General features: G+C 66.4%; 14 protein-coding genes. 8 read left to right on the top strand and 6 right to left on the bottom strand.

Features of this window, described 5'->3' with window-relative positions; genetic code table 11:
- The first annotated feature begins 91 nt into the window (after positions 1 to 91).
- Both QQ977_RS03500 and QQ977_RS03495 read left to right on the top strand, forming a co-directional pair.
- Positions 92 to 718, top strand: a complete 627-nt coding sequence (locus QQ977_RS03500) for an SWIM zinc finger family protein (protein ID WP_285927554.1) — start codon at positions 92 to 94, stop codon at positions 716 to 718.
- Between the two features lie 173 nt (positions 719 to 891).
- Positions 892 to 2,076 (top strand): inorganic phosphate transporter, encoded by a 1,185-nt coding sequence (locus QQ977_RS03495; protein WP_285927553.1) that lies wholly within the window; start codon positions 892 to 894, stop codon positions 2,074 to 2,076.
- A gap of 67 nt (positions 2,077 to 2,143) precedes the next feature.
- On the opposite strand, the gene QQ977_RS03490 is transcribed toward QQ977_RS03495, so the two are convergent.
- Positions 2,144 to 3,322, bottom strand: coding sequence for a DUF2157 domain-containing protein (locus tag QQ977_RS03490; RefSeq protein ID WP_285927551.1), 1,179 nt, complete (start codon positions 3,320 to 3,322; stop codon positions 2,144 to 2,146).
- Between the two features lie 70 nt (positions 3,323 to 3,392).
- Positions 3,393 to 3,719, bottom strand: coding sequence for a nuclear transport factor 2 family protein (locus QQ977_RS03485; protein WP_285927550.1), 327 nt, complete (start codon positions 3,717 to 3,719; stop codon positions 3,393 to 3,395).
- Positions 3,720 to 3,818: 99 nt separating this feature from the next.
- Between QQ977_RS03485 and QQ977_RS03480 the strand changes: the two genes are divergently transcribed.
- From QQ977_RS03480 to QQ977_RS03460, 5 genes are all read left to right on the top strand, one after another.
- Positions 3,819 to 5,600, top strand: a complete 1,782-nt coding sequence (locus QQ977_RS03480) for a Rieske (2Fe-2S) protein (protein ID WP_285927549.1) — start codon at positions 3,819 to 3,821, stop codon at positions 5,598 to 5,600.
- 65 nt (positions 5,601 to 5,665) lie between these two features.
- Positions 5,666 to 6,166 (top strand): DUF367 family protein, encoded by a 501-nt coding sequence (locus QQ977_RS03475; RefSeq protein ID WP_285927548.1) that lies wholly within the window; start codon positions 5,666 to 5,668, stop codon positions 6,164 to 6,166.
- A gap of 81 nt (positions 6,167 to 6,247) precedes the next feature.
- A complete protein-coding gene (locus QQ977_RS03470; RefSeq protein WP_285927547.1) occupies positions 6,248 to 6,397 on the top strand; it encodes a 50S ribosomal protein L40e in 150 nt (49 codons plus the stop codon).
- A gap of 102 nt (positions 6,398 to 6,499) precedes the next feature.
- Entirely contained in the window at positions 6,500 to 6,880 is a 381-nt protein-coding gene (locus QQ977_RS03465; protein WP_285927546.1) for a Rid family detoxifying hydrolase, read from the top strand.
- Positions 6,881 to 6,884: 4 nt separating this feature from the next.
- Positions 6,885 to 7,103, top strand: coding sequence for a hypothetical protein (locus QQ977_RS03460; protein ID WP_285927545.1), 219 nt, complete (start codon positions 6,885 to 6,887; stop codon positions 7,101 to 7,103).
- Positions 7,104 to 7,168: 65 nt separating this feature from the next.
- On the opposite strand, the gene QQ977_RS03455 is transcribed toward QQ977_RS03460, so the two are convergent.
- Both QQ977_RS03455 and QQ977_RS03450 read right to left on the bottom strand, forming a co-directional pair.
- A complete protein-coding gene (locus QQ977_RS03455) occupies positions 7,169 to 7,687 on the bottom strand; it encodes a hypothetical protein (RefSeq protein WP_285927544.1) in 519 nt (172 codons plus the stop codon).
- A 226-nt stretch (positions 7,688 to 7,913) separates the two neighbouring features.
- Complete coding sequence (locus QQ977_RS03450; protein ID WP_285927543.1) at positions 7,914 to 8,087, bottom strand: DUF1059 domain-containing protein; 174 nt, start codon at positions 8,085 to 8,087, stop codon at positions 7,914 to 7,916.
- Positions 8,088 to 8,621: 534 nt separating this feature from the next.
- Between QQ977_RS03450 and QQ977_RS03445 the strand changes: the two genes are divergently transcribed.
- Positions 8,622 to 9,560: a phosphorylase gene (locus QQ977_RS03445; RefSeq protein WP_285927542.1), complete on the top strand. Its 939-nt coding sequence runs from the start codon at positions 8,622 to 8,624 to the stop codon at positions 9,558 to 9,560.
- Between the two features lie 7 nt (positions 9,561 to 9,567).
- Here the strand turns inward: QQ977_RS03445 and QQ977_RS03440 are convergent, their stop codons facing one another.
- Both QQ977_RS03440 and QQ977_RS03435 read right to left on the bottom strand, forming a co-directional pair.
- The gene (locus QQ977_RS03440; protein ID WP_285927541.1) at positions 9,568 to 11,418 is read right to left on the bottom strand and encodes a cation:proton antiporter; all 1,851 of its coding nucleotides are present in this window, start codon (positions 11,416 to 11,418) and stop codon (positions 9,568 to 9,570) included.
- A 65-nt stretch (positions 11,419 to 11,483) separates the two neighbouring features.
- On the bottom strand, positions 11,484 to 12,278 hold the full coding sequence (locus tag QQ977_RS03435) for a 2-amino-3,7-dideoxy-D-threo-hept-6-ulosonate synthase (protein WP_285927539.1): 795 nt from the start codon (positions 12,276 to 12,278) through the stop codon (positions 11,484 to 11,486).
- Positions 12,279 to 12,298 lie beyond the last annotated feature (20 nt).

The raw sequence follows: 12,298 nt of genomic DNA, 5'->3' as shown, positions 1-12,298 counted from the left end.
GTCGTCGCACGTGCGGGCGTGATGCTTACGCCGCTCGAGCGCGTAGTAGGTTCGAATAGCCGATCGAACGTTTCCCATGCCGACGCAGCCGATGAACACACGAGCGTCACCGAAAACTACGCTGTCCCTGCCAACCGATCGCCGACTCGAGAAGCGGTCCTACCGGGCACGGACGGAACCGATGTCGGTCCTCGCACTCGGGGACGGACTGTACGAAGTCGAATCGAGCAGTGGACACACCTACCTGGTCGACCTCGAGGCCGGCCGGTGTACGTGTCCGGATCACACGTTCCGCGGCGTCCGATGTAAACACGTCCGGCGAGTTGCGATCGAGATCACCGAAGGACGCGTTCCGCCGCCGGGGCAGGTCGCCGTCGAGTGCACCGATTGCGATACCGTGGTGTTCGTCGACGAGGACGCGTCGGGCCCGTTCTACTGCGACGAACACACCATCGTGCCGGGTGACACCGTCCGCGACCGGGAGACCGGCGATCGACTCACCGTCGTCGACGTCTCGCCACTTAGAGCGGATCGCGTTCGGATTCCGTCGGCCGACTGTACGGTCGCGGAGTACCCGACGAACGAACGCTACGCCGACGACGAACCCGTCGTCGGTGCCGTCTATCCCTACGCTCGCCTCGAGCGAACCGGCGTCGTACCGCCTTCGCTTCGGGTGTACGTCTTCCCACGGACGCGCCTGCAGAACGTGTCGCCGTAGCGTTCGGCTGCCTGGCTCGTCTCTCTCTTTCTCGTGTCTTCCCGGTGACTCAACCGAGGCCGAACCGAAAGTCGTGGTCGATCGACGAGCTGCAGTGTCGTCACACCCGCTGAAGACCGATCCAGTCCCCGAAAACAGCGACGTTTTTACTCTCGGCCGATTCACTGTAACGCGTGACGGAAGTACTGTTGTTCGTAGGGCTCCTCGTCGCGGTCTTCGTCGGCTACAACATCGGGGGTGCGACCACCGGTCCAGCGTTCGGACCGGCCGTGGGTGCGAACGTGATCACGAAAGTCGCCGCAGCGGCACTAATGTCCGTGTTCTTCTTCGTCGGCGCGGCCACGATCGGGCCACAGGTCGTCGACACGTTAGGGAACGAACTCGTCTACGACACCGCAGTCTTCACGACGCGAGCGAACGTCGCCGTCCTCTTTTTCATCGGCGGTGCGCTGTTTCTCGGCAACTACGCGGGTGTGCCGGCGTCGACGTCGATGACTGCCGTCGGCGCCATCGCCGCGCTCGGGCTGGCGACGGGCGAGCTCAACTGGGCCGTCCTCGGTGAGATCGCGGCCTGGTGGATCGTCGCCCCGGTCGTCGGCTTCTGGATCTCGGGGGTCGTCGGGCGGTACTTCTACACGACGATCAACGAGTGGATCGCCATCGAGCAAGAGCCCGACCGCGAGGAGCCGATGGTACGCGTCGCCGTCGATGGCGGCGTTCCGCGACTCGAGACGACGGGCGAGGTCGACAGACGGAAAGGCGTCGGCGCGGCAGTCGTCGTCGCCATCGGCTGTCTGATGGCCTTTTCCTCGGGGACGAGTAACATCGCAAACGCCGTCGCCCCGATCTACGGCACCGGCGAGTTCGACATGCTCACGCTGGTCCTGATCGGGTCTGGGGCCGTCGCCATCGGCGCGTTCACGATCGCCCGTCGGACCCTCGATACGCTCGGCAACGACATCACGAACCTGCCACTTACCGCAGCGATCGTCGTCGCCATCATCAGCTCGGGGATCGTCATCGGCCTCTCGTGGATCGGCATCCCGGCCAGTTTCGTCGTCATCGCGACGATGAGCATCGTCGGGCTCGGCTGGGGGCGGGCGACCCGGACGACGACGCTTCCCGACGCTGCGAGAGGCGAAGAGACACCCGTCTCAGTGGGCGCGCTCACGGTCGAGGGAGAAGGCGAGACTTCACCGGCGATCGGCGAAGAGGAAGTCGAGGATATCCCCCAGGCCTCGGAGCTGTTCGATCCCTCGACGACGGCGCGGGTGATCATCATGCAAAACGTCGTGCCGATCATCTCGACGGTCGGGGCGTTTCTCACCTTCCGGTTTCTTCCGGTCTTTGGGATCTAGTCGTGGTCGGGCGACGCGACTCGAGTTCGGGGCCTGGTGGCGGCGACGGCCGGACCGAGCGCCAGCGTCACTCCTCGGCATCGTCTCCCGTCGCGAACGGTCCGTTACCGGCCCCGGTCGGCTCGGAGCCGCGCATTCGCTCGAGGACGGTTCGACGACCGCGCTCGAGTCCGACCGCGAGTGCGAGCAACGCGAGTCCGGAGAGGACGAGCGCTGCCGCTCCCGAGACGGCGTCGACGATCGTCGCCCCCAGAAAGAGCACCACCTGGACGAACAGGCCGACCGCAGCCAGGTTCACGAGCGCACTCGAGGCGACGTCCACGGCGACGGCGACGGTCGCGACGAGGACGGCGAGTACGGAGACGTGGACGACGAGCAACGCGAGGGCACTCGGAAACGCCGGGACGAGGCTGATCGACGCGGCCGAAACCAAGAGCGCAGCCGCCCCGGCCGCGGCCCAGCCGACCTCGAGACGACTCGCCGCCCCCGTCCGCCCGAGATACCCCGTCCCTGCGACGGCGACGACGGTCCCGAACCCCATCGCGAGAGCGACCGCCGACGGCTCGAGCGCCAGTCGTTCGTAGTTCCAGTCCTCGATCGCGAAGAACAGAAGCGTCGCGAGCAAGACGGTCGTCCCGACGAGCCGGTAGGCGTCGGCGAGTTCGCGCTCGGTTCGGACCCGGTATCGGATCCCCAATGCGAGGACGATCACGCCGAGCGAGCCGACGGCGATCGGGAGGTCGGTCGGTGCCTCGAGCGTGGCGACGGCGCCCGCGAGAACGAACAGGGCGAGCGCAGTCGTGGGTCGAGAACGACGGACGTGGCCGGCGGGAAGCGCCAGTGCGGCCCACGCGAGAAGGAGCCATTCGAGGTCGAACTCGAGCGCCCAGAGGTCCGCAAGCAGAAACAGCGACGGGCCGACGAACGCTGCACCGAGGGTCCACAGCGCATGGCCGACCCGGGGCGTACGGTCGCGCGCGAGCACGTCGCCGGCTCCGGCGAAGCCGATGGGAGCGAGAATCACCAGGACGGTCCGGAGCCAGCGAGGCAGCGCCTCCCAGTTTCCCACGAGGTACCACAGGACGCCGGCGCCGACGAGGACCGCGCCCATCAGCGAGATGACGACAGCCAGCCGCGAGTCGTCGTCCTCGTCGTACCGGGCGAGAATCTCCTCGGCCTGATCGCGGCCGATGATTCCGTCCTCGACCCACTCCTCGACCTCCGTTTCGAGTTCGTCGCGGTCCATACGTAGCCGTGATCGTCTACGTCCATGTACGTTGTCCGAGCGTCGACGAACGAGAGCAATCCGACTGTGGCTACCGGGTGTACGTCTCGAGGCGGACGATCCGTCCGTCGACGAGTTCGAACACGTCAGCGAACTCGAGCAGGTGCGTGCCGTCGTCCTCGAGCAGGCGACCGCGGACGGCGACCCGGCGGTCGTCCGCGACGATCTCGTCGACCTCGTGGCGGGTGTCGCTTTGAGGGCGGTCCTCGCGCATGAACCGGACGAACGCGTCTCGCTCCTCGAACGTTCGGTCGGGACGGCGCTGGACGAACCCGGGTGCGAGGATCGACTCGAGAACGTCGTACTCGCCGGCGTCGAGGGCGTCGTAGTACCGTCGGACCGTCGCGTCGGCCGTCATATGTCCGACCGGGGTCGCCATCGACAAAAGGATACGTATCGTCGCCGGTGAGTCCGTCTTCCGGGAACTGTTTTGCCGATCGTCACGTTACTGTGTGACATGGATTCGACACCGGACGGCTATCGCGAAGCCGTCGATCTCGCAGACCTCGAAGCAGAGAAACGGGCATTCGTCAGTGTCGACGGGGCGGCGATCGCACTGTTTCACCACGAGGGAGAGGTCCGGGCGGTCGACAACCGCTGTCCGCACATGGGCTTTCCGCTCGCGGAGGGGACCGTCGAGGACGGCATCCTCACCTGTCACTGGCATCACGCGCGGTTCGAACTCGCCTGTGGCGACACGTTCGATCCGTGGGCCGACGACGTACAGACGTACCCGGTCGAGGTGCGAGACGGCACGGTGTACGTCGACCCTGACCCGCCGCGGGAGCGTCCGCCAGCAGAGCACTGGACCGACCGACTCGAGACCGGTCTCGAGGAGAATCTCCGGCTCGTGATCGCGAAGGCGGCGATCGGTCTGCTTGAGGCCGGCGTCGACTACCGGGAGCCGACAGCGACGACGCTTTCGTTCGGCACTCGCTACCGCGAGGACGGCTGGGGCTCCGGGTTGACGATTCTCGCCTGTTTGGCGAACGTAATCGACGACCTCGCTCCCGAGAACCGAAAGCGAGCGCTGTACACCGGCGTCCGCCACGTCGCGAGCGACTGCGCCGGCGAGTCGCCGAACTTCGATCAGCCGTCGTTCGGGACGTCCGAAGTCGACGTCGACCGGCTCAAACGCTGGTTCAGAGACTGCATCGAGGTTCGGGATACCGACGGGGCCGAGCGCTGCCTCCGGACGGCCGTCGCCGCCGACCTCCCCGAAGAGCGCGTCGCCGAGATCGTCTTCGCCGCCGCCACCGACCATCCCTACCTCTCTTCCGGTCACGTGCTCGATTTCGCGAACAAAGCCTTCGAAACGCTCGAGCACGTCGGCTGGGACCACGCCGACGATTGCCTGGCGAGTCTCGTCGACCCGCTCTGTGATGCGACCCGAAGCGACGAACTCTCCGCGTGGCGAGGGCCGATCGACCTCGTGGCGCTACTCGAGGACGTCTACGGCGGCGACGTCAGCGAGACGAGCGGGCTCGCGGAGCTGGCGAACGAAGGCGAAGGGAAGTCGTGGTCCCCGCCGACCGTGTTCCGCGAGACGCTGCTCGGTGACGACCCCGAGGAAATCGTCGACGCGCTCGCCGACGCGATCCGTGCGGGTGCGACGACCGACGAGCTCGCGGCGGCGGTCGCCCGCGCCGCGGCCACCCGCGTCGCCCAGTTCGGGACGGCAAACGAGTTCAGCGACTGGAACACCGTCCATCACACGTTTACCTACGCCAACGCGGTCCACGGGGCGACGCGTCGGACCGACGCCATCGAGTGCTACCGCGGGGTCTTCGACGCCGCCGTGAGCGTCTACCTCGATCGGTTCCTCAACACTCCGCCCGCGCCGGTTCCAGCGCCCGGCGAGAACGACACCGGCCGCGAGTCGGACGCGATTCTCGAGGAGCTTCACTCGCTGTTCGACGAGGAGGGACGGGTGAACGAGGCCGGCCGCCTCGCCGGCGAGTTCTTCGACTGTGGGGGCGACCCCGCGGCCCTGAAACGGACCCTCGGCCACGGTCTCCTGCGCGAGGACGCCGGCTTCCACACGATCCAGAACTTCGAGGCGGCGTTCCAACAGTTCGAGCTTGCCGTGGCCGAGGACGTCGACGAGCAGGCTCGTCGGCTCCCGCTCGTCACCACCGCTCGCTACATGGCCGCTCATTTCCCTACCCGCCGGGAGGCCGAACAGACGTTCACGATCGCAGCGAGGCTCAACCGCGGTGAGACGGTCCACGAGGAGTGACTCCCCGACGGTGCTCGATCCAGGCGTACCGACTCCTTTTTTCGCCCCCGCGCCTACTCTCCTGTGTGGAGTGTCACGTCTACTACGAGGGCGACGACGACCCGGAGAAGTGCACGGCTCGTCGCCTCGAACGCTTCGATCGGGCGATTCTCCACCGATCGATGGGCCAGGTGCCCTACGGCGTCGTGCTCAACCCCCACGCCGAGCGGGCGCTCTCGCCGGCCGACGAGGACGAGGCGCTGGGGACGCTCGTGGCGCTTGACTGCTCCTGGGAGTCCGCCGAGGAGGCTGCCTTCTCGATGCCCGGCGAACACCGGGCGCTGCCCTTTCTCGTCGCTGCCAACCCGATCAACTACGGCCGGCCGTTCCAGCTCACCACCGTCGAGGCGCTGGCCGCCGCCCTCCGCATCTTCGGCTACCCCGAGGAGGCCGAAGACCTGCTCGAGCCGTTTCGCTGGGGCGAGACCTTCCTCGAGCTCAACGCCGAACCGCTCGAGCGGTACGCGGCGTGTGCGGACTCGAGCGAGGTCGTCGCGGTCCAGGACGAGTACCTGGCCGACGAGTGATCGCGTGCCGACGATGGAGCGTTGATCGCGCCTCGGACACGGACCACAGCGGTTATATGCGCCAGCGCGCAACGGATCGGTATGGCCAGTTTCGACGCCGCGGAAAAGCGGACGCTCGAGAAGCAGATCTGTATGCGCTGTAACGCCCGGAACCCGAAAGACGCCGACAACTGTCGCAAGTGCGGCTACGGCCACCTTCGCCCCAAGGCGAAAGAGACCCGCAGCGCCTAACGGATCCGCTTTTCGACGCGTCTCGACCGACGATCCCCGATAGCCGCCGGAGCCGGTTCCGTTCCGCCCGCATTTAAGTTCGGCCGCGACGAGAACTCGGGCATGAAACGCATCGTCGACACCGACGACGCACCAGCTGCGGTCGGCGCGTACAGTCAGGCGGCGACCGACGGCTCGGTGCTGTTTACCGCCGGCCAGATCCCGCTCACTCCCGACGGCGAGTTGCTGGCAGACGAGCCGATCGACGTCCAGACCGAACGAGCACTCGAGAACCTCGTCGCCATCCTCGAGTCCGAAGGCGCAAGCGTCGAGGACGTACTCAAGGTGACCGTCTTCCTCGAGGACATCGACGACTTCGAGGCGATGAACGAGACCTACGCCGGCTACTTCGAAGGTGAACCCCCGGCCAGAAGCGCCGTCGAGGTCGCTGCCCTCCCAAAAGGCGTCGGGGTCGAAATCGAAGCCGTCGCCAGCCTCGAGTAACCGGATGACGCCGCGGGGAAAATCCGCCATCCTCTGGGGAATCGTCGGCGCGTTGAGCTTCCTCGTGCTCGTCCAGGGCTATGCGCTTTTCGCCGGTCCGCTCGTCTCGATCGGACAGGCCGGGGCCGTCGCCGTCCTCGTCGCCGTCGGAACCGGCGTGAGCGCATACGCACTCGAGTACCGGATCGCGACGTGGGCAGCCCGGCGGGCCGACGACGAGTAGTGATGGCGACGGCTGCAGTCCCGTCCGTACCGACGTTCGAGTCCTCGGTGGAACGTCGAAACCAGTCAATCCGTCTCGGGGACGTGTCGGGCGGCGACGAACACGCGACTCTCCTCGCGCTCGAGTGCGTCCTCGAGGCGGGTGACGAGCGCCATCACGTCGGCCGCGCGATCGGGGAGCTCGAACGGATCGTACTCCTGCTCGCCTCGCTGCTTGCAGTGGTCGAGAAACGCGAGGAGGTCCGCCGGCGTCGACGGCTGGGTGTAGACGACGGCCACGTCGTCTTCGAGCTGGTCGCACCAGCGTTCGACGACGGGCTCGACGGCCTGACGCGGCTCTCGCATCCTGTCGCGCCAGGCGTCCGCGTCGAACTCTCCCTCAAGCGTCCCCTCGAGGACCGATCCGAGATCCTCGCCGTCCTCGAGGTACGGCGTCTCCGCCTCGGCTCTGACGAGGTCGGTGGCGGCCTCGAGTTCGGTCCGGCGGACGGCGACCGCGAAGGCGGCCTCGTACTCCGCCTTCGAGAGCGTGTACGCGTCCTCGTCGCCCATCGACCGGCCGAACATCAGATCGAGCAGTCCCATCGTCGTGACAGAGACACAGCGGCAGGTAAAAGCCCACGGTGCGACTCGAGCGCCCTCGCTCCACCGTCGCCGCTCGCACGGGTCCATCGTCGGCCTCGTGGTCGGCGTCCCACCGGCAGGTTCCCGCCCGGCGACGCGCCCGTTCGGAGACCGTCAACGCCACCCGCGCGAAGTCGACCTCGAGGCCGACGGTCGGGGCGTGGGCTCGTGCACTCGAGACGATCTTTTATGCGACCTGCAGATATTCTTCCCGGAGTTCCCCCTCGGTTAACTCTTTGTCGTGAACTTCTTTCATGTGCTTTTTGGCATGTTTGATCGCTTCTTCCTCGTTTTCCGACTGGATGATGAACCGGCAATCTGCCTCTGCTGACTCACAATCGAGTTTGTGTGCTTGTGCCATGTGTCGAGTCACTCTCGTTCAACCGGGTGCCAAACGCCGATTGGCACTCGATAACACGTCTTGTGTTACCGAACATCAATGGTGGTCTACAATAGCACTGGACTTCAATCTATTATATGATCGACAAACATGTCGGGGGTGAAGTACCACGGGCGCGGTGGCCCGTGGCTTCGCCGTTTGGCCTCTCCCAACAAGGAGCGTAACGGCGGCAGGCGAATTTAAGTCCCTCCGCACTTGCCGTGAGGCTCGTGTGGGAGCAGTAACACCCGAACACACCGTACTCCTACCGCACTAGAGGTCGTCTAGTGCCACCGTAGGTGGTGTGTCCGTGGAGGTCGGCCCCTTCACCAAGGCCCGACACAGCCCGGCGCAACCCTGACGGGTGTTTTGCGAGGCGGTTAACGTGGCTCTCGTACCTGTTGTATGATCGAAGTGAATGAACCGTATCACGATCGACTAGTCACGGTACCCCTTCGGGGCCCACGGCACGGGCAGCCAGAGGATTCTTCGCCCTCCCGCGACGAGCACGGGACGATGAGCGAGCACTCGCGTCCGGAGCCACGGTCCATCGATCGTAACGATCCCGTCAGCCCGTCCGCGCTGGTCCTGCCGGCGGTCGCCTTCGAGCCGCCGCTCGACGAACGCCGGGCCTGGCTCGAGCGCCACGAGATCGTCGATGCCCTCGAGCTAGAGGGTCTCGAGACGCCGCTTTTTCTGACCGGCGACGGCGTCGCGATCACGACGACGGAGCTTGGCAAATCCGAGGCCGCGACAACGGTCGCGACGCTCTGTGCGAGCCCCGGCGTCGACCTCTCTACGGCGTACGTCCTCACTGCCGGCATCGCGGGCTCGTCGCCCTCGAGGGCCGCGCTCGGATCGGTGATTCTCGCCGACGCAATCGTCGACTGGGACCGAAAACACCGCTGGGACCCCGACCTGCTCGCCGAGCGCGAGGGACCGCCGATCGATCGACTTCCCTACGATCCCGAGAAGTCCGTCCACTTCGTCAACGGCGACGTCCTCGAGCCCGCGCTCGCGGCCGCCCGCGAGGTCGACCTCGAGACCGACGACGACGTGCGGGCCTACCAGCACCGATACCCCGGGGGAGTCACGGATGGGCCGACCGTCGACGTCGGCCCGACGGTCTGTGGCGACGAGTTCTGGCACGGACCACGCTACGCTCGCGAGGTCGAATGGTACTGCGGGGAGTACGGCCTCGAGTCGTTCGCGACGACCGAGATGGAAGACGCCGCGACGGCGACCGCACTCGAGCGCTTCGGGTTGTTCGATCGCTACGTGAGCGTGCGTGCGGTCGCGAACTACGATCGGCCGGCACCCGACCAGTCGATCGAGGAGAGCTTCGAGGGCATCCCCGAGAGCCTGGCGCTCGCGACCGAAAACGCCGCTCGCGTCGGTGTCGCGGTCGTCGACGAACTCCGAGAGCACGATCCGCTTGGCCTCTCGGAGAGGTGAGCGTTCGTCATCCGTGTGGGTGAAACCGCGTCACGGCCTCGTGGACGGCCTCGTAGCGACCGATGAACGTGACGCGGTCGCCTTCTTTCAGGACCGTATCCGCCTCCGGAACGTACGTCTCGCCCTCTCTCGCGATCACGGCGACGATGCAGCCGTCCGGGATCTCGGCGTCGAGTTCCCGGATCGTCGAGCCGACGACGTCCTCGGCGGTGATGGTGACCTCCTGTGCGTCGTGACCCTCGCCGAGTTCGGTCATCCAACGACTCAACGCTGGGCGTTCGATCTGGTTGTCCATCGACCAGGCCGTCGCGCTCGAGACGTCGATCGCGCGGACGTCGAGCGCGTCGAAGGCGTCGACGTTGTCGGGCGTGTTCACGCGAGCGACGACGGTCTCGACCTCGAACTTCGTCCGGGCGAGCTGGGAGACGAGCAGGTTCGTGTCGTCGTCGGCGGTCGTCGCGGCAACGATCTTCGCGTCCTCGATCTCGGCGTCTCGCAACGACTCGGCGTCGGTACCGTTGCCGTGGACGGCGGTGAACCCGTCCTGCCGGAGCCGGTCGACGGCTTCCTCGTCCCGGTCGAGCAACACGACGTTTTCGCCCCGGTCCTCCAGTCGCGTGGCGAGGGCCCGGCCGACCCGGCCCCCGCCGACGATGATCGATCTCATTGGAATCACCTCGAGGTAGTCTGCGATCTGTCGGGCAAAGCCCGCCTGCAAGACGACTGTCGTGAAGATGACGAGAAAGACGGTTCCCGCGAGCGCCTGGGCGGCCTCGAACTGGCCGGCCGCCTCGAGTTCGATGGCAAACAGCGTCGCGATCGAGGCGGGAATGATGCCGCGGGGACCGACGAGTGAGAGAAAGAGCCGTTCCGGACGGTTGAACTGTCGATCGGTCGCGGAGATGGCGATGAGGATCGGTCGCACGAAAAGCGTCACGGCGACGACGACGGCGACGCCGCCGATGCCGAGTCCGAGTAACGTGTCGAAGTCGATCAGGGCGGCGAGCGAGATGAACACGAACGAGAGCACGACGAGCGTGAGGTCCCGGTTGAACTCGAGAATCTCCTCGCGGTGTGGGAGTTCGATGTTTCCGAGGACGAGCCCGGCGGTTGCGGCCGCCGCGACGCCGGTTTCTGAAAAGACCGACTCGGCGAGGCCGAACGCGACCAGCGCTGCGGTCAGGGTAACAAGCCGTGCCACCTGTGGAGCATCGCCCGGCGGCGGTGTGGCGGTGACGAGCAGGAACCGTACGGAAGCGGCGGCGACGACGCCGACCCCGATGCCGACGACGAGTCGCTGGAGGAACGAGATCGGCACCAGCTCCGGCGTGCCGGCGACGACGACGACCTCGAAGATGACGATCGCGAGTACCGCCGCAGTCACGTCGTTGACGATCCCTTCGGCCTCGAGCGCTGCGCCGACGTGTTCCCGGACGGTTACGACCTCGAGAATTGGGGTGATCACGGTCGGTCCGGTCGCGATCAACAACGCACCGATCAGGAAGGCGACGTCCCAGTCGACGCCGAGGAACACCCACACGGCGGCCGCCGTGCCGACGAACGCGAGCGCCGCACCGATGGTCGTCAGTCGTACGACGGCCTCGGGAGCCGTCGCGAGTTTCTCTCGACGGAGATGGAACGCGCCGTCGAAGATGATGATCGCGACGCTGACGCCGACGACCGTCGAGAGCCCGTCGCCGAACGTTTCGATCGTCACGAACCCCAATCCTTCGGGACCGATGACCACGCCGATAACGATGAGAAAGAGCACGCTCGGAATCCGAAGGCGCTTTGCGACTACCTGTGCTCCGACGCCGAGTGCGACGATGCCGATGACCGTCAACAAGAGCGTGGCCACTGCTATCTGTCAGACACGCATTCACAAAACCGCTTTGTAATATCAATTACACGTCTCGGCGACCGTCAGGCCTCGAGTGCCAGCCCGGCGTCCGAGAGCGCCTTCTCGACCGAGCGATCGTCGTGGACAACGGCGGCGACCGCCTGCGTGATCGCCTTGGGGTCCTCGTGCTGGAAGATCGACCGACCCATCGAGACGCCCGCGCCGCCGGCGTCGATCGCGCCGCGGACCATCTCGATCGTCTCCCGGTCGGTCCCCTTCGAGCCGCCCGCGATCACGACCGGCAGGCTCGTCGCGGCGGTGACGGTCTCGAAGCTGTCGGCGTCGCCGCTGTAGCCGGTCTTGACGACGTCCGCACCGATCTCCTCTGCGAGTCGCACCGCGTGGCCGAGCGCCTCGGGGTCCGTCCCGTCGACGCCGGGTCCGCGAGCGTAGGCCATCGCGAGAACCGGCATGCCGTATCGCTCGGCCTCGGAGGTGAGCTCTGCGAGCTGGGTGATCTGGTCGGGTTCGTGGTCGGAACCGACGTTGATGTGAAAGGAGACGGCGTCTGCACCGGCCCGGATCGCGTCCTCGACGGTGCCGGTGAGACGTTTGTCGTTCGGATCCGGCCCGATCGACGTCGAGGCGTTGAGATGGACGATGTAGCCCCTGCCGTTTTTGTTCGGGTGGACGCGCGGGGCGATCCCTCGTTGTGTGAGGACGGCGTCCGCGCCGCCGCGTGTCACCGCGTCGATCGTCGATTCGATCTCCCGGAGGCCGTCGACGGCCCCCAGTGTGATGCCGTGGTCCATCGGCACGATGAGGTACGCTCCGTCCGTGCCGATTCGCTCGAGTCGTGCGTTGATTCCAGTGCTCATTTTTGCGAGGAACTAGCAAG

Source organism: Natrialbaceae archaeon AArc-T1-2, from assembly GCF_030273315.1.
Classification (GTDB): Archaea; Halobacteriota; Halobacteria; order Halobacteriales; family Natrialbaceae; genus Tc-Br11-E2g1.
Note: the sequence above shows the minus strand (reverse complement) of the source record. Positions and strands in the feature narration are given on the sequence as shown.

What these genes read in the sequence shown, in the direction of transcription:
- QQ977_RS03465 (WP_285927546.1), top strand. Translation starts at nt 6,500, where the DNA reads ATGAAACGCATCGTCGACACCGACGACGCACCAGCTGCGGTCGGCGCG.
- QQ977_RS03455 (WP_285927544.1), bottom strand. Translation starts at nt 7,687, where the DNA reads ATGGGACTGCTCGATCTGATGTTCGGCCGGTCGATGGGCGACGAGGAC.
- QQ977_RS03435 (WP_285927539.1), bottom strand. Translation starts at nt 12,278, where the DNA reads ATGAGCACTGGAATCAACGCACGACTCGAGCGAATCGGCACGGACGGA.
- QQ977_RS03445 (WP_285927542.1), top strand. Translation starts at nt 8,622, where the DNA reads ATGAGCGAGCACTCGCGTCCGGAGCCACGGTCCATCGATCGTAACGAT.
- QQ977_RS03460 (WP_285927545.1), top strand. Translation starts at nt 6,885, where the DNA reads ATGACGCCGCGGGGAAAATCCGCCATCCTCTGGGGAATCGTCGGCGCG.
- QQ977_RS03490 (WP_285927551.1), bottom strand. Translation starts at nt 3,322, where the DNA reads ATGGACCGCGACGAACTCGAAACGGAGGTCGAGGAGTGGGTCGAGGAC.
- QQ977_RS03450 (WP_285927543.1), bottom strand. Translation starts at nt 8,087, where the DNA reads ATGGCACAAGCACACAAACTCGATTGTGAGTCAGCAGAGGCAGATTGC.
- QQ977_RS03500 (WP_285927554.1), top strand. Translation starts at nt 92, where the DNA reads ATGAACACACGAGCGTCACCGAAAACTACGCTGTCCCTGCCAACCGAT.
- QQ977_RS03470 (WP_285927547.1), top strand. Translation starts at nt 6,248, where the DNA reads ATGGCCAGTTTCGACGCCGCGGAAAAGCGGACGCTCGAGAAGCAGATC.
- QQ977_RS03485 (WP_285927550.1), bottom strand. Translation starts at nt 3,719, where the DNA reads ATGACGGCCGACGCGACGGTCCGACGGTACTACGACGCCCTCGACGCC.
- QQ977_RS03480 (WP_285927549.1), top strand. Translation starts at nt 3,819, where the DNA reads ATGGATTCGACACCGGACGGCTATCGCGAAGCCGTCGATCTCGCAGAC.